Source organism: Altererythrobacter sp. B11, assembly GCF_003569745.1.
Lineage (GTDB): Bacteria > Pseudomonadota > Alphaproteobacteria > Sphingomonadales > Sphingomonadaceae > Croceibacterium_C.
Map to the genome: position 1 here is coordinate 1135423 of NZ_AP018498.1, position 19974 is coordinate 1155396.

Sequence of the window (19974 nt, forward strand, 5' to 3'; positions counted from 1 at the left end):
GGGAGGCGCTCGCGTGGCGGGCGCCTCCCTTCTGCACTTGGGCCGCAGCCCATTCAAATCACAGGCCTTAAAATGAGGGGGTCTTTCGTCATGACCACTGGCAAGCAGTTGGTTGGGCTGCTCTTGCTCACCACCGCACTTACGTTTCCCGGCATGGCGTCCGCACAGGGCACCACCGGTCCCGCCAGCCCGGCGGGCGCCGCGCAGGCGCCGACCGAGGCCAGCAGCGACCAGGAACTGCTCGATCAGGTGGAGGGCACCGATGCCGCCGATGCCCAGGCGGAGGAGCCCGAGATTTCGATCCCCGGCGGCGCGATCATCGTGACCGGGCGCGTGCGGCGCGATCCCACCCGCGATTCCACGCAGGTGGTCTCGGTCCTCTCCACGGAGCAGATCGCGCGCACGGGCGAAGGCGACATCGCCGGCGCGCTGGGCCGCGTCACCGGCCTTTCGGTGGTGGGCAACGGCCGCGTCTATGTGCGCGGCCTCGGCGATCGCTACTCGCTGGCGCTGCTCAACGGCCTGCCGCTGCCGAGCCCCGAACCGCTCAGCCGCGTGGTCCCGCTCGACATCTTCCCGACCAATGTGATCGCCTCCACGCTGGTGCAGAAGACCTACTCGCCCAATTTCCCGGGGGAATTCGGCGGCGGCGTGATCAACCTGACCACCCGCGCCGTGCCGGATGAGAGTTTCCTCACCATCGGCGGCGGCATCAGCGGCGATACCGAAACCACCTTCCAGAACAGCTATGCCTATTTCGGCAGCCAGACGGACTGGACCGGGTTCGACGATGGCACGCGCGACCTGTCGCCCCAGCTCAGCCAGTATCTGTCGGATTCCATCGCCAACGGCACCTCGCTCGGCTCCATGTCGCAGGCGGAGCGGGAGAATATCGCCCGCACGCTCACGCCGCCGCAGTTCGCCGGCCTGCAGATCATCGACAAGACGCGCGCCAATTTCTCCGCCGGCCTCACCGCAGGCACCGCCTTCGACGTGGGCGGCGATGCGCGGCTCGGCCTCGTGCTCACTGGCAACCTCAGCAACAAATATCGCAATCGCGACATCACGCGCCAGGAAGCCGGCAATACCAACACCAGCTATTCGCGCAACGAGAACGACTTCGTCACCGACAACAACATCCTCGCCAATGCGCTGTTCAGCGCCGGCCTGGAATTCGGTGAGCATACGGTCCGCTGGACGAACCTGTTCATCCGCGACACCGTGAAGCAGGCGCGCCTTTCGTCCTACAAGATCGCCGATGTGGAGGAGGCCGATTTCCTCCGCCAGAACACCGCATGGTACGAACGCCAGCTGATCGACACGCAGCTGGTGGGCGAGTTCAAGTTCGGCCCCCTCAGCCTCGATCTTCGCGGCGGCTACGCCCGCACCGATCGCGAGGCGCCGTACAACCTCACCTATACCTACGCGCGCACGAACAACCCGGCCGATCGCTTCGGCGACGTCTATCGCATCGATCTCAGCGGCGCGGGGCAGCAGGCGCTGCAGGAAAGCGGCGTCTCCGTCTCCTTCTCCGACCTCAACGAGACGCTGTGGTTCGGCGGGCTGGATGCCAGCTATGAAGTGATGCCCGACCTCACGCTGACGGCGGGCTATGCCTATACCGACACCGATCGCTATACCGAGCGGCGCGCATTCGAAATTCGCGCCACGGTGGACCGCAACTTCAACAACCCGAATGGCGATCCCAGCATCCCGCCGATCGACCCTTCGCTCGTCCCCGCGCTGAACCAGGCGCTGGCGGCGGTGGGGGCGCGGCGGCCGTTCGAAATGCTGAACGGGGCGGTGTACAATCTGTTCGACGTGAACCTGCTGGAATCGGGCAGCACTACGCCTGCATTCAGCGCCGCGTTGAAGGTCCATGCCGGCTACGGCCAGCTGCAGTGGGCGCCGACCGCGGAAGTGACCGTGCAGGGCGGCGTACGTTATGAAAGTGCGGAGCAATCCTCCATCCCGCTGGGTGCCAACAACACGTCGAAGCCCCGCACGAACAAGAAGGATTACTTCCTGCCCGCCCTTACGGTGACGTGGGAACCGATCGACGATCTTCAGCTTCGGGCCAGCGGGTCGCGCACTCTGGCGCGGCCGCAGTTCCGCGAGCTGATCTCGCAGCTCTACTACGATCCGGAAACCAACCGTTCCTACAGCGGCAACCCGAACCTCAATGACAGCAAGCTGCTGAACTTCGAGGCGCGGGCGGAATATTACCTCACCAGCCAGAGCCGGCTTTCGCTGGCGGGCTTCTACAAGAAGATCGACAGCCCGATCGAAGCCTTCATGACGGGCGACGGATCGATCTCCTACGCCAACGCGCCCGAGGCCAATCTGTATGGTGCGGAACTGGAAGCCCAGTATTTCTATGATCTGGTCGATTGGGGCGGGTGGTTCGAAACCAAGCAGCTCGTGCTGATCGGCAACTACACCTACACGCAATCCAAGCTGAAGGTGGGTGACGAGACGATCCTGATCGACCAGGGCGGCAATGCCAGCCAGTTCCCGGCGAACCAGATCTTCACCGATGGCGCGCCGCTGGTCGGCCAGTCCGATCATCTGTTGAACCTGCAACTGGGGCTGGAGGATACCGACAAGCTGCAGCAGCTCACCCTGCTGGTGTCCTACGCCAGCAAGCGGCCGACCTTCCGCAGCCAGGGCGGCCTGCCCGACGTGATCGAGAAGCCGGGGGTCAGCCTGGATGCGGTGGTCCGCCAGGGCTTCACGCTCAAGGGAACCGAAGCAGAGCTGAAGCTGGAGGCGCGCAACATCCTCGGCACGCGCCATCAGGAATATCAGGTGAACGCCAACGGCCTGCGGATCGACAACAACACCTACGACGTCGGCCAGACTTTCGCGGCTTCGCTGTCGTTCACCTTCTGATGCTTTGCGCCGGCTGCCCCGCGCGGGTGGCCGGCCTTGTTGAATAGCCGCTTGCACATATCGTGCAGGCGGTTTTCCCCTTTCTTGCGCTCTGCTTGCGCGTGGCGCACAATCGGCGGACGGGTCACATCAGGTCGAGCACATAGCCCTTGCCGTGGACGGTGCGCAGCAGCTGGCTGGCGCCGGCATTGCGGAGGCCGAAGCGCAGCCGCTTGATCCATACGTCCACGGTGCGCAGGTAATCGGGATCGCCCGCCTTGCCCAGCGCGTGGACCAGCTCCTGCCGGGTCAGCACGCGGTTGGGGTTTTCCACCAGGAAGCGCAGCACGCGGAATTCATTGGGGCGCAGGGGGATCAGCTTGCCTTTCCAGCGCGCCTGCTCCCCGGCCACATTGATCTGCAATTCGCCCAGTTCGATCGTCTGCGCGGCGGCGCGGTGGCGATCATTGGCGTGCAGCGCCAGCACGCGGTCCAGCATTGCCTGCCGGTTGAGCGGGCCGACCGCGTAATCATCGGCGCCCGCCTTCAGCGCGCGGCGGCGGTCCTCCGGATCGTCATGCTCCAGCACCATGGTGATATGCGCCTCGCGCATCCTGGGATCGGCGCGCAGCCGGCGGCACATTTCCAGGCCGGAAAGCTCGTCCATCACCCAGTCCACGAACACCCAGGCGCCGCCTTCCACCAGCCGCGTCGGCCCTTCGGCCGTCAGCAGGGCGAAGGCGAACACCGTATCGCCATGCGCGAAGTCCTCGAAGCGGGCAGCGCCCGCGTTGGACGTGAAGATGGTGACGCGCTTCATCCCTGCCTTCGCCCCTATTGGTCTCAGGGATTTCCTGCCGCCGTGATGTGACTCGGTTATGACGGAGCACGCGGATCGCCGCAGCTGCGGCAAAGGACGCAGGGCTGGCTCCGTGACACGGCGCCCGGGCGCGGCTAAGCCGTTGGAAAGCTCCCCAAGCCCCGGAGAATGGACATGCGCACCGCCATCATCCCGCTCGCTCTTTCGCTCGCTGCCTGCGGGCAGATGGCCAGTCCGGATACGGTGCCGCCGCCCCCCGCGGCAGAAGCGCCGGGCGACAATTATGATCTCGCGGCGCAGCAGGCGAAGATGGCGGAAATCCGCATGGAGCCCGACACCTCCTATCTCACCGCGGAGGAGCGGGACGTGGTCAATCTGCTGATCCGGGCCTCGGGCCTGATGAGCGAGATCTATCTGCGCCAGCGGGACCCGGAGAATCCGCAAATCCGCACGGCCATTTCCCGCTCCCGCCGGGCCGATCGCGACCTGCTGCTCGACATGTTCGATCGCAATTTCGGCCCGTGGGACGAGATTGCGGAGCGGCATCCCTTCTGGGGCACCACGCCCATGCCGGAAGGCGCAGGCTTCTATCCGCATGATCTCACGCGCGAGGAATTCACCGCCTATCTTGCCGCCCATCCCGCGCAGAAGGATGCGCTGACCAGCCCCTATACGGTGGTGAAGCGCGAGGGCGACCGGCTGGTGGCCGTGCCCTATTCGATCGAATATGCCGAATGGCTGCGGCCGGCGGCCGATCTGCTGCGCCAGGCGGCCGCGCGCACCAGCAATGCCAGCCTGCGCAAGTTCCTGCAGCTGCGCGCGGACGCCTTCCTCAGCGACGATTATTTCGCCAGCGAACTCGCGTGGATGGACCTTTCGGGCACGCCCATCGAAGTCGCGATCGGGCCGTATGAGGTCTATACGGACGGGCTGTTCGGCACCAAGACCGCGTTCGAAAGCTTCGTGACGCTGAAGGATCCCGAAGCCTCCGCCGCGCTCGACAAGTACAAGCGCTATCTGCGCGATATGGAGGCGAACCTCCCGATCGAGGATCGCTACAAGAACTTCCAGCGCGGCTTCGAAAGCCCGATCGCCGTGGCGGATCAGGTGCAGGGCGGGGGCGACAACGTGCCCGGCGTCCAGACCATCGCCTTCAACCTGCCGAATGACGAGCGGGTGCGGGAGGCGAAGGGCGCCAAGAAGGTGATCCTGGCCAATGTGCTGGGCGCCAAATACGACCGCATCCTGCAGCCCATGGCCGAGATCGTGCTGGAGCCGGCGCAGGCGCGGCTGGTGGCGAAGAAGTATATGGAGCTGGAGACGCTGTTCCATGAACTGTCGCACAGCCTGGGGCCGGGCACGATCACCGTGGACGGGCGCCAGACCACCGTGGGCGAAGAACTGCGCGATCAATATTCGGCGCTGGAGGAATCCAAGGCCGATGTCGCCGGGGTTTGGAACATCCTGTTCATGATGAACAAGGGGGAACTGCCGGCGGCGGAGAAGGACCAGCTGTGGCCGACCTATTTCACCGGCATCTTTCGCGCGATGCGCTTCGGCACCGGGGAGGCGCATGGGCGCGGGGCGGCGGCGCAATATGGCTATCTGAAAGCCAAGGGCGCCTTCGCCTGGGACGCGGCCAGAGGCGCTTACGTGATCGACCCGGCGCGGATGGAAGCGGGGCTGCGCGATCTCCTGCATGACGAGCTGATGCTGGAGGCCACGGGCGATTACGCCGGCACCAAGGCCTTCCTCGATCGCTGGGCGGTGCTGGACGAGCATGCCGAGGCGGCCATCGCGCGCATGGCGGCGATCCCGGTGGATATTCGCCCGATCTATCCCGACCATATCTGATCCGGCGGCGCGGTGCCGCTTGACCGGCGCGGCGCATCTCCGTATTCGTTATTGCGAGGCATTTGCAAAAGAGAGTCGCAAATGCGCGGAGATCAGCGCCCGGCGGCCCAGTGGGTCGGGGCGCATCGCGGGAGGTGCGCATGTATCACTATATCGATCGGCCGCTGGGCCAGCTGGCGGCGCATGAGCAGTTCCTCGTCGCCTCGATGCGCCGCTGGGTGATGGCGCGGCACATGGGGCGCTGCGCGGTGCGCGCGGCGGAGCCATTGTTCCGCATGCGCGAGGCGCAGACGGCGCTGGGCGCGTTCCACTGCCTGATGTCGGTGCTCGCCTGCCACGCGGCCTGCCCGCTCAGCTTCGCGGCGCCGTGCTGCCTCAATGTGTCGGAAGGGGAGGCGCTGCTGCTCTCGCTGATCGAAGCCGCGCGCGAAGTGCCGCAGGAGGAACTGACGAGCCGCTGCGAAGGCGTGATCGGCGCGGATCGCGCGGTGGAGCTGGCCTTCGTGGTGGACCGGCTGGCGGGGGCGCTGGCCGAAGCCGGCTGACGCGGCTCAGAACAGCGCGTTCAGCACCAGGAAGCCGCCCGCGCCCAGCAGGCCGGCGGCCGGCACGGTGACGACCCAGGCCAGCGCGATCGGCTTCATCAGCGCCCAGTTGGTCTGCCGGTTGACGATCCCGATACCGAGCACGGCGCCGATCAGGATGTGCGTGCTGGACACCGGGATGCCGAAGGTGGAGGCGAGCATGACCACCGCGGCGGCGGACAGCTCCGCGGAAAAGCCGGAGGCCGGGTGCATCTGCGTGAGCTCCTGGCCGACCGTGCGGATCACCTCCTTGCCGATGAACCACAGGCCGGCGATCAGCGCCACGCCGAAGGTGATCATGGCGACGCTGGGGATGGCGGCGGTGCTTTCCATCGTGCCGCTGCGCAGCACGTCCATGATCGCGGCGAAGGGGCCGATGGCGTTGGCGATGTCGTTCGCGCCATGGCTGAAGGCGAAGCCGGCGGCGGTGAACACCTGCATCCAACTGAACAGCAGGAAGGTCGAACGATCGAGCGATCCGTTGCGCAGCGAGCGCACGAACACGAAAGTCGCCATCCACGCGGCGGCGGCGATCATCGCCATGATCAGGTAATTGTGGAGGGTGGAGATCTCCAGATGCATGTTCTTCAGGCCCTTGAAGAGCAGCATGGAGGAGATGATCGCGGAGCCCGCCGCCGCCACCAGCGGCACCCAGTTCTGCAAGGCCTTGTGCGCGGCGATGCTTTCGCGCCGGCGCTTGATCTCCACCAGTTCGCGGAAATAGTCGGACTCCAGCTCCTCGGGCGAGAAGTCCTCCTCGCGCAGGGCCACGCCGTCGCGCACCATGGTGTTGGTGTAGGAGATCTTCTGGATGTCGCTCAGCTTCTCGAAGGCGCTGCGGTGGCGTTCGTTCAGCTTGCGCCGTTCCTGCCGCAGCAATTGCAGCTGCTGCTTGGCGCGTTCGTTGTAGCCGAGGATGTGGGTCTTGATCTGGTAGTAGAGCAGATAGGACACGACCCCGCCCAGCAGCGGGGAAAGCACCCAGGACAGCACGATGGTGCCGATCTCGTCCCACTGCACCAGCGCCAGCGCCGCACCGCCGCCGCTCAGCAGCATGCCCAGCGCGATGGAGGCGCCGACGATCCCGCCGACGATGGAATGGGTGGTGGAGACGGGCCAGCCGTTGCGGCTGGCGAACAGCAGCCACAGCGCCGCCGAAAGCAGCGCCGCCATCATGATATAGACGAACTGCATCGGCTCGACCGCGGTGGCGGACAGATCGACGATGCCGCTGCGGATCGTGTCCGTCACCTCGCCGCCCGCGATCACCGCACCGCTCACTTCGAACACCGCCGCGATCATCAGCGCCTGCTTGATCGACAGCGTGCCCGCGCCCACGCTGGTGCCGAAGGAATTGGCCACATCGTTGCCGCCGATGTTGAAGGCCATGAACACGCCGAACAGCGTGGCCAGCACGAACAGCATCACATGCGCGTGATTGGTGTAATCGAGGCCCCAGAACAGGAAATACCCGGTCATCCCCACGAACAGCACGCCGAAGCCAAGGCTGGTCCAGCTGAGCCCGAAGGGCAGCACCGGTGCGGCGGAGGGCTCGTCCGGAGACACGGATATGTCCTGCATGCGCGTTCCTGCTCTGAATCGCCGCCGGCGGGCGGTGGCCGGATGGCCGGGCTGCCGCCGGAAGGCGACAGGCGCGCATCTCATGCAATCTTTGCGGGAGTGTGACTGCGATGGGGCAGGGCCGCGGCGCACCCCCACCGCTTCAGGCCGGCGCGGGCTGGCCGATCGGCAATTCCGCCAGCGCCGCCGGCAGATCGGCGACGCTGTCGATCACCCGATGCGCGCCGGCCGCGCTCAGCCGCGCCCGCGCGGCGGCAAGGCGCGCCTCCCGCTCCGCCGCAGGCAGGGCGGCGAGATCGGCGGCCGAAAGCCCCAGCGCATTGCCGGTGGCGGCCACCGCCACGGTCCACAGGCCGGCATTGCGCCCTTCGGCCAGCCCCACCTCGGTATCGTCCACCTTCACGCAGGCACCCGCGGGCCAGGCGCCCAGCTCCACCAGGTTCTTCCACGCCATCAGCGGGGACGGCCGCCCCTCCGTCGTTTCCCCCGCACACACCACGCAATCGGGGCGATAGCCCTGCTCCGCCGCCAGGGGCAGGATCGCCGCCATCATCTCGCGCGTGTAGCCGGTGCAGGATCCGATCTTCACCCCCGCCTGCTGCAGCACCCCCGCCACCTCCGCCGCGCCGGGGATCAGCACGGCACAATCGCGCGCCGCTTCCGTCATGGCCGGCCCGATCCGGTCGAACAGCATCCGCGCATCGGTTTCGACCGGGGGCGCGCCGTGGGCCTCCGCCCATGCGGCGGCAATGCGCGGCTTGGCCAGCAGGCAGGCGATGTGATCCCACTTGGCGCGGCCCATATCCTCCTGCGCCTCCGCCTCGGTAATCGGCACCTCATGGTCGGCAAACAGCCGGCACAGCGCAATCACCGGGGCGCGGCTGCCGAAATCGATCATCGTCCCGGCCCAGTCGAAGATCACGGCCTTGAGATTTGGGTGCACGATGCTGCCTTTCATGTCGGGAAGAGGGAGGAGAGGGTGTCTTCCGCCAGCGCGAAGGCCGTGGAAGCGCCGGTGCCACTGGTGACGACGACCAGCGTCACGCCGGGCAGCGGAGTGCGCCGGATGCTGTGATCCGGCCCGCTGGCATAGGTGCCGGTCCAGCGTTCGATCACTGGCGGCGCGGCACCGAACAGCGCGGCATATTGCGCCAGCATGGCCTGATCCACCGCGGCGGAGGCGAAGGGTTCGGGGGTGGCGGCATAGACATGGCTGTCCCCCAGCACGATCGATCCATCGGCGCTCTGCACGGCGATCAGATGGATGCCATAGCCCAGCGCCTCCGCCTCTTCCTGCTCCAGCCTTCGGCGCAGGGGCTCCGCCTCGGGCAGCTCGGCATAGCCGAGATAGCGGACCAGGCTGAGATCGCTCATCACCGGATGCGGCAGGCGCCAGCCCGGCGGGGCCAGCCGCAGCATCTGCAGCTGGCAGCGGGTGATGCCGGCATCGGCACAGGCGGCGGGGAACAGGCCCGCCCAGTCATCGCCCGGGCAGGCGATCACCTGCCCCGCGGCGATGCGGCTGCCGTCCGCCAGCACCACCGCGCCGGGCTCCACCTCGCGCACTGCCTGGCCGCGCAGGAAGGTGACGCCGCGGCTTTCCTCCAGCCAGCGCGCCAGCAGCGGGATGGCGCTGCGCGATTCCACCCGCAGATCGGCGGTGGAAAGCAGAGCGGCAGCGGGCTGGCCGCGCAGCGCGGGGGCCAGTTGCCGTGCCTCCCGCCCGCTCAGCACGCGGCAGCCCTCACCCATCGGCGTATCCGCAAAGGCTTCGATCACCAGCGCCGCCTCCGCCCGCTGGGCCACCAGCAGCAGCCCTTCCTGCTCGATGGCGATGCCGGCCTGCGGCGCCACTTCCCGCCAGATGGCGGCGCTGCGGCGCGCCAGCTGCCACACGCGCCCGCTCTGCTGCCCGGTGACGGTGACGAAGCCGAAATTGCGGATGGAGGCGCCATTGGCCTGCGCATCCCGATCCACCACCGCCACGCGCAGCCCGCGCCGCGTGGCGGCCAGCGCATGGGCGAGGCCGACGATGCCCGCGCCTACGATGGCAAGGTCAAACTGCTGCGGCTGTGCGGACATGATGCGTGCCAAGACGGAAGTGGAAATAGAGCGCCGAACAGATGGTGAGCAGCGCCACGGCGGCGGAGGCGACATAAGCCGCGTCGATGTAGAAGGAGAGCCAGTCCATCCGCGCCGCGCCGAAGCTGCGATATAGCAGCAGCGCCACGCTGCCGACATAGCCGGAGCTGTCCGCCACATAGATCAGGAAGCCCGCATTGCCGGCATGGCCGATGGCGGCGATCATCCGGTCGAACAGCATGGCGTTGAACGGGGTATAAGCGAAATAGAGGCCCGCCCCGGTCAGGATCATATAGGGCAGCGGGTGCAGCAGGCCCATCTGGAAGGCCAGCGTGGAAAAGCCCAGCAGCAGCGCGCCCAGCAGGATGATGCCATGCATCGCCAGCAGCGCGCGCATATTGTCGCGGATCAGCATCAGCCCGCCCAGCGCCGCCAGCGCCACTGCGGCCACCGGCAATTCGCTGGCGGAAAAGACCGATGCGACGCCGCCATAACCCATCGCGCCCCACAGTTCGGCGGCGAAATTGTCGCGGAAGTCGCGGATCGCGGTCAGCAGCACATAGCCGGAAACCAGCAGCACCATGGCGAGGCCGTAATTGCGCAGGAAAGCCAGCCGCGCCGCGCGCAGCATGGGGACACGCACGGTCCGTTCCGCCTCGTCGCGTCTATCGGGGGCCGGCATGCGTTCCAGCAGGAACAGCGCCAGGAACAGCACGGGGAAGAACAGCGCGCCGGTGACGGCGGGCATCCACATCTCGCTGACGCCGCGGTCCATCACCAGCACCGCCACCGATTTCACCGCGCCGGAGGAGATGATGAAACTGGCGCAGAGCACCGCGCCCAGCGCTTCGGACACGCGGCGCCCTTCGATATAGCTGAACACCAGCCCCCAGATCATGCCCAGCGGCAGGCCGTTCAGGAACAGGCAGGCGATATTCCACGGCGCGGGGATCAGCGCGAACAGGATCAGCGCCAGCCAGGCCGTGCCGATCAGCGCCAGGATCGCCAGTCCGCGCCCCTGCCGGCCGAATTCCGCGATCACGCGGATGCCGATCAGCTTGGACAGGGCATAGCCCATGACCTGCGCGATCAGCAGCGCCGTCTTGTAATCAAGCCCGCCCAGCAGCGCCGGATGATCGGCAAAGGTCGCCGCCGCAAAGGGTTTGCGGAAGGCATACATGGCGAAATAGGCGCTGAAGGCAGCAAGCCCGCCCAGCGCGATCATCAGGCTGCGCCGGACCGGTGCGGGCGGGGGCGCAAGTGCGGGAGACTCCACGATCACCTCTGGAACGGGGGTGGGGCTGAAGGCGGCGGGCGCGCTCATCGGCGGGGCTCCGCACTTTCGCCGCCGGCCTCGCAGCGCCGGGCGGCGATCGCGTGCGGGGCCAGGGCGAAGCTGTCGCGCAGGCGGCCTTCGGCATCGCGCATCTCGATCTCCAGCCGGTCCTGCCACAGTCGCGCCAGCAGGAAATGGAAGCCGCTGTGCAGCGTGGCCGCGGTGGGGCTGGCGGCGGGGGCGGCCCGCTCGCTGTCGCCGCCGCCCCCGCCGCTGACGACATAGGTCACTCCGCCGCAGGCGGGCTTGCCCGCGCGCAGCGGCCAGGATCGCTCGTAGCCGTGGATATGGCCGGAAAGCGCGAGATCGACGCCGTGCCGCTCGTAAAGATCGACGAAATCGGCGCGGATTTCAGGATCGCCGCCGGTGGTGGGGGCGGCATAGCCGTTGCCATAATCGTCGTCGTCGGAACTGTAGGCCGGCTGGTGGTGCAGGGCGATCTTCCACCTTGCGGTGGATGCGCCCAGCGCCTGATCCAGCCAGGCGCGCTGCGCCTTGCGGAAGCCGGGCTCCTGCCGCTCGCGCAGGGCCAGATTGCCGTCCAGCACGAAGAATTCGGCATCGCCGATGCGATAGGAATAATAGCCGCGGCCCTCGTCGGGCTGGTTGTGATAGCGATCGAAATTGGTGAACAGGCGCCGGTCCTGCGCGGGGTCCACCACATCCACATCGCCATTGCCGCGCACGGCGAGCGCGGGAACCCGCTCGACCAGCGGGCCCATGCCGGGGAAGAACTCGTCGGTCCAGTGCCAGCGCCGCTCGTCCTCCTCGCCGCCAACCAGATCGCCGGCGAGCACCACGAATTGCGGGCGCTGTTGCCAGATCAGCCGGCTGAGGCGGGCGTTGATGAAGGGCCGTTCCTGCGTGTCGCCCACCACCGCGAAGACCAGCGGCCTGCCCTCCGCCGGCATGGTGCGGAAGGCCAGCGTGCCGCTGTCCAGCACCTCGCCGGCGGCATCGCGTGCCGTGACGCCGTAGAAATACTTGGTCGCGGGGGCGAGGGCGGGCAGGGTGGCTCGGTGCAGCCGCGCGGCATCCGTGAATTCCAGCGCATGGCCGAAGGCTGCGGTCGGCCCCCATTCCACGCGGCCGGTGGCGGGGCGGTCCGTCTCCCACAGTAGCTTCTGCTCGCGCGTGCCCGGCGGCGTCAGATAGGGGCCGGCGGTGAAGCGCAGTTGCTTGCCCGTGCCGCGCGTGGCCGCCGCAATCTCGGCGGTGCGGGCGGCGAAGGCGGCCTGCGCCCCGGCGGCATCTATCGCCTGCCCATGCAGCCATGCGCCGCGCAGCAGATTCGCCATGCGCATATGCGGCTCCGCGGCCAGATAGCCGGCCATATGCACCGCGCGGAATGGTCGCGCTGCGCCCTCAGCCTCGGCCACCAGCACGCCGTTATGGAACAGCCGCCAGTGGTGCCCGTCGAAACTGCCCACGATATGATGCAGATAGCTGCGATAGGGGGCAAAGCGCGGCGCGGCGCGATCGGGCAGCCATTCCAGCGGGCCGAAGCGCAGCGCGGGATCGCCGGTGAACTTGCCGTTGCCCAGCAGGCTGAAATAGCCGAGCGTCCAGGCGGGCGCCCCATCGCCGTCTACCCCGGCGGCGAGCAGGCCCACCGGGTGGTTCACATGGTCCGCAAGCCATAGCTCCACGCTGAAGGGGCCGTCCGCCACTTCGGGCAGCGAGGCCCAGTCCTGCCGCACTTCGGAAGGGGGCTGGCCGAACAGCAGCGGCGGCGCCCAGGGCGCGGGGGCGATCATCGGCGGCGCCGGCGGGACGGCGGGCTCCTCCGGTATGTCAGGCGGGATCACCAGCGCATAGCTCGGATCCGGCCGCCACACGGCTTCGGGCGGGGATGCGCCGCCGGCCGCCAGCGCCAACAGCGCCAGTGCCGGCCGGCTGAGGCCCGGCGTCACGCCAGCACGCGCATGGCGCCGATGCCCGGATCGGTCAGGCCGGGCCGGCCGTTCTCCACCTTGCCGGCGAAGCGGCGCAGGAAGCGCTCGTCGCCCGCCACGGTCACCGTCAGATCGTACCAGCCCTGGCTCGGGGCGAGCGGCCAGGCCAGGCTGGCGGACCTGCCCGGCGCCACGCGCATTTCGCGCTGCACCGGTTTGCCCCCGGCATAGGCCCCGTCCATCACCGCGACGAAGGTGATCCACTCGGCGCCATCGTTGCGCAGCTGGAGCGCCAGCGCCTGTTCCGCTTCGCGTTCGCGCATGTTGGCTTCGGCCGGAAGGCGATCGCTGCCGAGGGTGCCGGCATAGCGGCGCCAGTAGCCGTTCGGGCCGCGCAGGGTCATATCGTATGCCCAATCAATTGCACTGTCCGTCTGCCATGCTTGCGTGGCGTGTGCGTCGCCCGTGCCGAGGGTGAAATGCAACGGTTCCTCGCGGTCCAGATTGTCGTGCAGCGTCAGCGTCGCGCCCGTCAGGCCCTTGTTTTCCATGGTGATTGTGAGGCGGCCATCGGCCCCCACCGCGGTTTGGGTGACCAGCCGATAGGGCAGCGGCCGATGCGGCCGGCGCCCCTCCATTTGCTCTCCAGGCTGTTGTTTTTGCGGGATTTCGTTCGCCTTCCCCGCATGCGAGGCGGCGACCCGGATGGCGAAATCCGCAGTATCCGGCAGCCCCAATTCCCCCAGCCCGGCAGTGGCACTGGCGAAGTCGAAAGCGGAGGTCAGATCGCCGCACACCGCCCGGCGCCAGTGGCTGATATTCTCCTCCCGCACCCCGAAGCGCCGCTCCATCAGCTGCAGGACCGAGGTGTGATCGAACAGTTCGGAGCAGACGAAGCCGCCCCGGCTCCACGGGGAAACCACCACCGCCGGCACTCTTATGCCGAGGCCGATCGGGTGCGGCCCGCGGACCTTCTTGGCCTCCGGCCCCCAGACCTTCGTCTCTCCGTCGATCGGGACGGTGGAATGGCCGCGGTAATCCCCCACCGGCGGCACGGGCGGGGCCATATGGTCGTAGAACCCGCCCGCCTCGTCATAATTGAGGATGAAGGCGGTGCGCGCGAAGACCTCCGGATTGTCCACCAGCGCGGCGATCAGGCCGGCGGTGACATGCTCCCCCTTGGCGGGTTCCGCCTGCGGATGTTCGGACAGATCCGCCGCCGTGACGATCCAGCTGATCTGCGGCAGCTTGCCCGATTCCACGTCCGACCGGAACGCCGCGACCAGCTGTTCGCCATCGGACCGGGTGCGATCGGCGCCCTCCTTGTGCTCGCTCACCCATGAGCGGCCCCGGCGATAGAGCTCGGAATCCTCCGGGCAGGGGCGGAAGGCCGGGAAGACGGACAGCAGATTGTCGCCGAAATTGTCGTATTCCTGATAGACCTTCCAGCTTACCCCGGCCTTCTGCAGACGCTCGGCATAGGTGGACCATGTGTAGGCGTCCGGCCGCAGCGGCTGATCCGTGCGCATGTCGGCGCTCGGCGTCTCGTCCTCGCCGTAATTGTGCATTTGCGGATCGCCGCCGACCGTGCCGCCGCCGTTGCAGCCGGTGAACAGGTGCAGCCTGTTCGGATAGGTCTGCGTCATGGTGGAGCAGTGATAGGCGTCGCATACGGTGAAGGCGTCGGCCAGCGCGTAGTAGAAGGGCAGATCGCCCGCCGCATAATGCAGCATGCGGTTGTGCAGCTCGTCCGTGTGACCCCAGCGATCGTATCGCCCGCGGTTGAAGATCACCATGTTCTCCTGGTGCGACTGGTCGGCGCCATCGACCTTGAAGGAGCGGGTGGTCTTCGAATCCCCGTGATAGGGCAGCACGTATCCGTCGGGATGCTGGCTGGAGGGCTGCGCCCAGACCGAGCGCCCGCCCGGCAGCCGCAGCGGGCGGGGATCGCCCAGCCCGCGCACGCCGTTGAGCCTGCCGAAATAGTGATCGAAGGAACGGTTCTCCTGCATGTGGACGACGATGTGGTCGATGTCGTTCAACGTGCCTGAGCGGCGGGCAGGGGCGATCGCCAGCGCGCGGCTGATGAGGTCCGGATAGAGCGAGGCGATCGCTGCGCCGCCGGTCAAGCCGAGGAAATTCCTGCGAGAGCCGCGAATCATCTTTCCAACCTCCAGTCGCTGCGCTAACTGCGGCGCTCGCTTTTGGTATAGTCCAAAGACTACAGTTCTGCGTCACTTCGGGGAGTTTGCCAGCGCGGCCTTCCTCCCCGCACGGGGTGACATTCGCGAGTGATGGCCAGCCGATGATCGATTCCATCTTTGCCCTGTTCCGCCGCTTCGGGGAGGAACATTACGGGGAGAATGCATCCCAGCTGCAGCATGCGTTGCAGTGCGCGCAGCTGGCGCGTGAGCACGGCTGTGCCGACAGCCTGGTGGCGGCGGCATTGCTGCATGACGTGGGCCAGTTCCTCAACGACGCCGGCAATGCGGCGGTGAAGCTCAACCGCGACGCACGGCACGAGATCACCGGCGCCGCTTTCCTTGCGCGCGGCTTTCCTCGCGAGGTGACGGAGCCGGTGCGGCTGCATGTGGATGCGAAGCGCTATCTCTGCACCGTGCAGCGCGATTACGAAGCGGGGCTGAGCGAGGCGTCACTGCTGAGCTATCGCCTTCAGGGCGGCCGCATGAGCGAGGAAGAGCTGGCTGCATTCCGCAATGAAGACTTCTTCGAGGAAGCACTGCTGCTGCGGCGCTTTGATGATTCCGGCAAGCGGCCGGATTGGGCGGTTCCCGGCCTGGAAAGCTACCGCGACCTGCTGCAATCGCTGCTGCTGGCCGATCATCCCGCCGCCTGAGGGCGGGGCCGCTGCTCACCATCCTCAAATCCTGACGCTGCTGACGGCCGGCGGTCGCATGCGAAGCTGCGCGCCCGAGCGGCGCACGGCCGTGCGCTAGGCGCATGCCGCGCTTCGCGGGTGCAACAAAAAATTTTCCTTCCTTTCCATGTGTGTGCGTGCCGTCGCGGTGAAATTAACCGGCTGCCGCTCGTCCTGTCACGCAGCTGTAATCGGTAACTGGCCTATACCAGTTTGAAAGACAAAGACCGAGTCGCGGGCTTCGGGGGTGGATCGAGTGCGGACCAACACGGTTCCCGCAGCGCGATCTTGCACGCCCGGTGCAAGCAAGTCTCTGACTTTTCATGAATCTTGGACAACATTGAGGGAAATCATGAAACGCCATGTCTCTTGCGCCGCGCTGAAGCGGCACCTTCTCCGCACTGCTGCGCTCGGCACGCTCGCTGTCGCCGGCACTGCGCATGCCGAAGCCGATGATGCGGCCACCGACGCCGACCAGATCGTGGTCACCGGCCAGAGGCTCAGCCGCGAAAGCGCGATCGCCGCCAAGAAAGAGGCCGACACCGTGATCGACGAGATCGCGGCGGATGATCTGGGCAAGCTGCCCGACGCCAACGTGGCCGATGCGCTGGCGCGGCTGCCGGGTGTGAACGTGGTCGTCAACCAGGATACTGGCGAGGGCGAATATGTCACCATCCGCGGCTTTTCCGGCACCTATAATGCTGTGACGATCAATGGCGTGCGCGTGGCGCAGACCGACCCTTCCAGCCGTGACGTGTCGCTCAGCGTGCTGCCTCCCAATGGGCTGGCCGCCATCCGCGTGACGAAGACGCTGACGCCCGACGTGGATGGGGATGCGATCGCTGGCGTGATCGATTTTCGCACGCCTACGGCCTTCGACTTCAACAAGCCCACGACGCTGCGCCTCTATGCCACGGGCGGGATCAATGGCCGCGCTCATTCCGCCGACGAGGATTCTGGCGTTTATCAGGGCCAGCTCGATTTCGCGCAGAAGTTCGGAGACGGGCAGTTCGGCATCTTCGCCTCGGTCAATTACGGCGTGACCCACGGCAACGCGCAGGAGACCGAGAACGACGGCGAGTGGGAGCCCTATGTTTGGCGGAAGAACTCGACCGAGACGATCTCCGAAGACAATATGCATTTGCCGGGCATCGACCTTGACTATCGCCGCGTGAAGCAGACCCGCTACGGCGGCAATATCTCGCTGGATTATCACGGGGATGCCACGCAGCTTTATCTCCGCGGCCAGTATGCGCGGCAGGAACTGCGCGGCACGAACGATTACACCGACTACCGCAATCGTCCGACCGCGCGGCTCACCCAGGTGGACCCCGAAGACACCAGCCTGCTGCAGCCGGAAGACATGATCACCGGCAGCGATCCGACGCTGGGCAGTATCTACGGCTACACGACCGGACAGATCGTGGACGAGGATGGCGATGGCATCATTTCCGACGCCGATCGCAATTCCAGCAAATATTGGTCGCTCAACGGCCGCTCTGGCGTGTGGAACCCGCAGGCGTTCCAGTTCGCTCGCAACTTTGGCACGATCGACGTGAACCAGACCCTCGCTACCGTCGAGTTTGGTGGTGAAAGCAAGATGGACGCGCTGACGCTGACCTACAGCGCCAGCTATTCGGGCGGCACGCGAGAGAACCCCGATGGCTACTCCGTCGGCTATAATTGCGACAAGTGCACCTTCCCGCTCGATGCCACGGGGATCGACTGGGTTTCCAGCGATCCGCGCTTCCCTCATGCGGGCATGCCGGCTTTCGCGGAGTTCGTGGAGCGCGACAGTTCGCTGCTCCCCTTCGATGGCGCGAGCCATGAGCGTTGGAAGCAGAAGGATGACCGGATCGCGTTGAAGCTGGACGCACGCTACGACATGGATGGTGTGCTCAGCTATGTGCAGGCGGGCGCCAAATGGCTGCGCTCCAAGCGCGATTACGATTACACGCCGCTGTATGACGGCGATTTCGCCGGCACTCCGCTGGACGGTCTGAACCTGGAGGAATCGGGGCTGGTGGACAAGGAAGTCACCAGCATGCTGGGCGGCGAGTATTATTATGGCGACGTGTTCGATCGCGCCGCCGTGGTCGCCGCCATCCGCGCTGCGGAGGCGGCCAATGGCGGCGACGTCAGCGAAGAAGATCTCCTGCAGGACGACAAGAAGGGCAGCGAGAACGTCTATGCCGGTTATGCGCTGGCAAATTTCGACTGGGACGCCTTCCGCCTGATCGCCGGCGCCCGGCTGGAGCACCGCACCATCCACAACGACTTCTGGGTGGACGACGGTGACGAGAGCGGCTTCGGCAGCAGCGATTCCAGCTACACGATCTTCCTGCCCAGCCTCACCGCCACCTACCGCCCGAGCAACCGAGTGGCGATCCGCGGTGCCCTGTGGACCGGCTATTCCGCGCCGGAATATGGCAACATCTCTGGCGGCCAGAGCATCACTCGCGACCCCGTGACGGATGAAATTATCGCCATCAGCCAGGGCAATCCGGATCTGAAGCCGGCGAAGGCCTATAACGCCGATCTTTCGCTGGAATATTATCCCGATCCCACCAGCGTCGTATCCGTCGCCGCCTACTACAAGCACATCAAGAACTTCATCTTCACCAACGGCAATCAGGTGGATGCGGCGACGACGATCGGGACGATCGAAATCACCCAGCCGAAGAATGGCGAGACGGCCAAGGTCTATGGCGTGGAGCTGAACCTGATCAAGGGGTTCGACGGGCTGGCTGCGCCCTTCGATGGCTTCGGCTTCGAAGGCAATCTGACGCTACAGCACAGCGAGGCGGAGAGCGGGCTGGACTATCGCGAGGGCGACAAGATGCGCCTCGTGAACACGCCGCATATCCTCTACAACGCGGCGCTGACCTTCCAGAAATATGGCTTCGAAGCGAAGCTGTCCTATAATTACCGCGGCAAGTTCATCGAAGACCTGCGGGACAATGCGGTGGACAAGTGGGTGCGGCCCAACCGCAGCCTCGATCTCCATACGCGCTACAATATCACCCCCAGCCTGGCGATGGACTTCGACGTGGGCAATTTGCTCAACGACTGGAAGTACTACACCACCAAGGGCGACAATCCTTCGTACCAAAAGGACTATATGGAGCCGGGCCGCACCTATCTGATGCGCCTCAGCTACGTTTATTGATTGCGGGCGCGGGGGTCGGCAGCCATGCCGGCCCCCGCCCTGCCGTGGCCGGTTGCCAAGGCGCCCTGCAGGAGGCACCAAGCGACCAGACGCGTCACCCAATGCAGGGGATACCATCCACTATGCCGGCGAGGAAAAGCTCCGCTGACGCTCGCGGAAAGCCTCCGCCTGCCGCGGAGGCGGCGGTGCCGCAATATCTCGCCCTGCGCGACAGGATCGCCGAAGGCATCGAGATGGGCAAGCTGGCGCCCGGCGCCCGGTTGCCGTCGGAACGGCAATTGCAGACGGACAGCGGCGCCGCGCGCGGGACCATCCGCGAAGCGCTGTTCCAGCTGGAAGCGGAGGGGCTGATCTATCGCCGCGATCGCAGCGGCTGGTACGTCTCGCCCCCGCCCATCACCTATGACCCGACGCGCTGGGCCGGTTTCATGAGCTATGTCGCGGATCAGGGGCGGACGCCGGAAACGCGCACGTTGCTGAAGGAGGAGGTGCCCGCCCCGCCAGCCATCGCCGATATCTTCCGCGTGGCCCCTGGCGCTCGGCTGTATGTGATCTCGCGCCGCCGCTCGATCGACGGGCGGCCTGTGCTGGTGGAGCGCATTACGGTCGATCCCAAGCTGGCTCCCGGGCTGTTCGACCATTCGCTCGACGGGTCGCTGACCCAGGTGCTGACGCAGGCCTACAAGCTTTCAGTGGCGCGCAACCGGGTGAGCATGCGCCCCTGTGCGCTGGTGGGCACGGCGGCGGAGCAGCTCGGCGTGAAAAGCGGCACTCCGGGGCTGGAAGTGGTGCGCACCAGCTTCGACCCGGCGGGCCGGGTCGTCGAGTACGATCAGGAATACTGGCGGCACGACGCCATACGGGTGCATGTGGACCTGAACGTGGCCTAGCGCGGCGCGCCGGT

13 protein-coding genes are annotated in these 19974 nt (G+C 66.6%); 6 read left to right on the forward strand and 7 right to left on the reverse strand.

Annotation, left to right across the window (positions count from 1 at the left end):
• Positions 1 to 90 precede the first annotated feature (90 nt).
• Complete coding sequence (locus AEB_RS05435) at positions 91 to 2892, forward strand: TonB-dependent receptor domain-containing protein (protein ID WP_119082275.1); 2802 nt, start codon at positions 91 to 93, stop codon at positions 2890 to 2892.
• A gap of 124 nt (positions 2893 to 3016) precedes the next feature.
• Here AEB_RS05435 and AEB_RS05440 read toward each other — a convergent pair whose 3' ends face one another.
• Complete coding sequence (locus AEB_RS05440; protein WP_119082276.1) at positions 3017 to 3691, reverse strand: response regulator transcription factor; 675 nt, start codon at positions 3689 to 3691, stop codon at positions 3017 to 3019.
• A gap of 174 nt (positions 3692 to 3865) precedes the next feature.
• On the opposite strand from AEB_RS05440, the gene AEB_RS05445 reads away from it, so the two are divergent.
• Positions 3866 to 5545 carry a dipeptidyl-peptidase 3 family protein gene (locus AEB_RS05445; protein WP_119082277.1) on the forward strand — a complete coding sequence of 560 codons (1680 nt, stop codon included), beginning with the start codon at positions 3866 to 3868 and terminating at the stop codon, positions 5543 to 5545.
• A gap of 140 nt (positions 5546 to 5685) precedes the next feature.
• Positions 5686 to 6090, forward strand: a complete 405-nt coding sequence (locus AEB_RS05450; RefSeq protein WP_119082278.1) for a hypothetical protein — start codon at positions 5686 to 5688, stop codon at positions 6088 to 6090.
• Between the two features lie 6 nt (positions 6091 to 6096).
• On the opposite strand, the gene AEB_RS05455 is transcribed toward AEB_RS05450, so the two are convergent.
• The 6 genes from AEB_RS05455 to AEB_RS05480 all read right to left on the reverse strand — a co-directional run bounded on the left by AEB_RS05455 (position 6097) and on the right by AEB_RS05480 (position 15185).
• A complete protein-coding gene (locus tag AEB_RS05455) occupies positions 6097 to 7710 on the reverse strand; it encodes an inorganic phosphate transporter (protein ID WP_119082279.1) in 1614 nt (537 codons plus the stop codon).
• 142 nt (positions 7711 to 7852) lie between these two features.
• Positions 7853 to 8653 (reverse strand): phosphonoacetaldehyde hydrolase, encoded by an 801-nt coding sequence (gene phnX / locus AEB_RS05460; protein WP_119084476.1) that lies wholly within the window; start codon positions 8651 to 8653, stop codon positions 7853 to 7855.
• A gap of 11 nt (positions 8654 to 8664) precedes the next feature.
• Entirely contained in the window at positions 8665 to 9792 is a 1128-nt protein-coding gene (locus AEB_RS05465) for a TIGR03364 family FAD-dependent oxidoreductase (protein ID WP_119082280.1), read from the reverse strand.
• Entirely contained in the window at positions 9767 to 11116 is a 1350-nt protein-coding gene (locus AEB_RS05470; protein ID WP_231958924.1) for a DUF5690 family protein, read from the reverse strand. The genes AEB_RS05465 and AEB_RS05470 overlap by 26 nt, the downstream gene beginning before the upstream one ends.
• Complete coding sequence (locus tag AEB_RS05475) at positions 11113 to 13041, reverse strand: metallophosphoesterase (protein ID WP_119082281.1); 1929 nt, start codon at positions 13039 to 13041, stop codon at positions 11113 to 11115. Before AEB_RS05475 ends, AEB_RS05470 begins: the two co-directional genes overlap by 4 nt.
• Positions 13038 to 15185, reverse strand: a complete 2148-nt coding sequence (locus tag AEB_RS05480; protein ID WP_119082282.1) for a phosphocholine-specific phospholipase C — start codon at positions 15183 to 15185, stop codon at positions 13038 to 13040. The genes AEB_RS05475 and AEB_RS05480 overlap by 4 nt, the downstream gene beginning before the upstream one ends.
• A gap of 143 nt (positions 15186 to 15328) precedes the next feature.
• On the opposite strand from AEB_RS05480, the gene AEB_RS05485 reads away from it, so the two are divergent.
• From AEB_RS05485 to AEB_RS05495, 3 genes are all read left to right on the forward strand, one after another.
• Positions 15329 to 15880: an HD domain-containing protein gene (locus AEB_RS05485; protein ID WP_119082283.1), complete on the forward strand. Its 552-nt coding sequence runs from the start codon at positions 15329 to 15331 to the stop codon at positions 15878 to 15880.
• Positions 15881 to 16253: 373 nt separating this feature from the next.
• A complete protein-coding gene (locus AEB_RS05490; RefSeq protein ID WP_119082284.1) occupies positions 16254 to 19070 on the forward strand; it encodes a TonB-dependent receptor in 2817 nt (938 codons plus the stop codon).
• A gap of 185 nt (positions 19071 to 19255) precedes the next feature.
• Positions 19256 to 19960, forward strand: a complete 705-nt coding sequence (locus AEB_RS05495; RefSeq protein ID WP_231958925.1) for a UTRA domain-containing protein — start codon at positions 19256 to 19258, stop codon at positions 19958 to 19960.
• The last annotated feature ends 14 nt before the right edge of the window (positions 19961 to 19974 follow it).

Excerpts from the sequence above, each read along its gene's own strand:
- AEB_RS05445 (WP_119082277.1), top strand. The coding sequence starts at position 3,866 with ATGCGCACCGCCATCATCCCGCTCGCTCTTTCGCTCGCTGCCTGCGGG.
- AEB_RS05435 (WP_119082275.1), top strand. The coding sequence starts at position 91 with ATGACCACTGGCAAGCAGTTGGTTGGGCTGCTCTTGCTCACCACCGCA.
- AEB_RS05455 (WP_119082279.1), bottom strand. The coding sequence starts at position 7,710 with ATGCAGGACATATCCGTGTCTCCGGACGAGCCCTCCGCCGCACCGGTG.
- AEB_RS05485 (WP_119082283.1), top strand. The coding sequence starts at position 15,329 with ATGATCGATTCCATCTTTGCCCTGTTCCGCCGCTTCGGGGAGGAACAT.
- AEB_RS05480 (WP_119082282.1), bottom strand. The coding sequence starts at position 15,185 with ATGATTCGCGGCTCTCGCAGGAATTTCCTCGGCTTGACCGGCGGCGCA.
- AEB_RS05490 (WP_119082284.1), top strand. The coding sequence starts at position 16,254 with ATGAAACGCCATGTCTCTTGCGCCGCGCTGAAGCGGCACCTTCTCCGC.
- AEB_RS05465 (WP_119082280.1), bottom strand. The coding sequence starts at position 9,792 with ATGTCCGCACAGCCGCAGCAGTTTGACCTTGCCATCGTAGGCGCGGGC.
- AEB_RS05450 (WP_119082278.1), top strand. The coding sequence starts at position 5,686 with ATGTATCACTATATCGATCGGCCGCTGGGCCAGCTGGCGGCGCATGAG.
- AEB_RS05470 (WP_231958924.1), bottom strand. The coding sequence starts at position 11,116 with ATGAGCGCGCCCGCCGCCTTCAGCCCCACCCCCGTTCCAGAGGTGATC.
- AEB_RS05440 (WP_119082276.1), bottom strand. The coding sequence starts at position 3,691 with ATGAAGCGCGTCACCATCTTCACGTCCAACGCGGGCGCTGCCCGCTTC.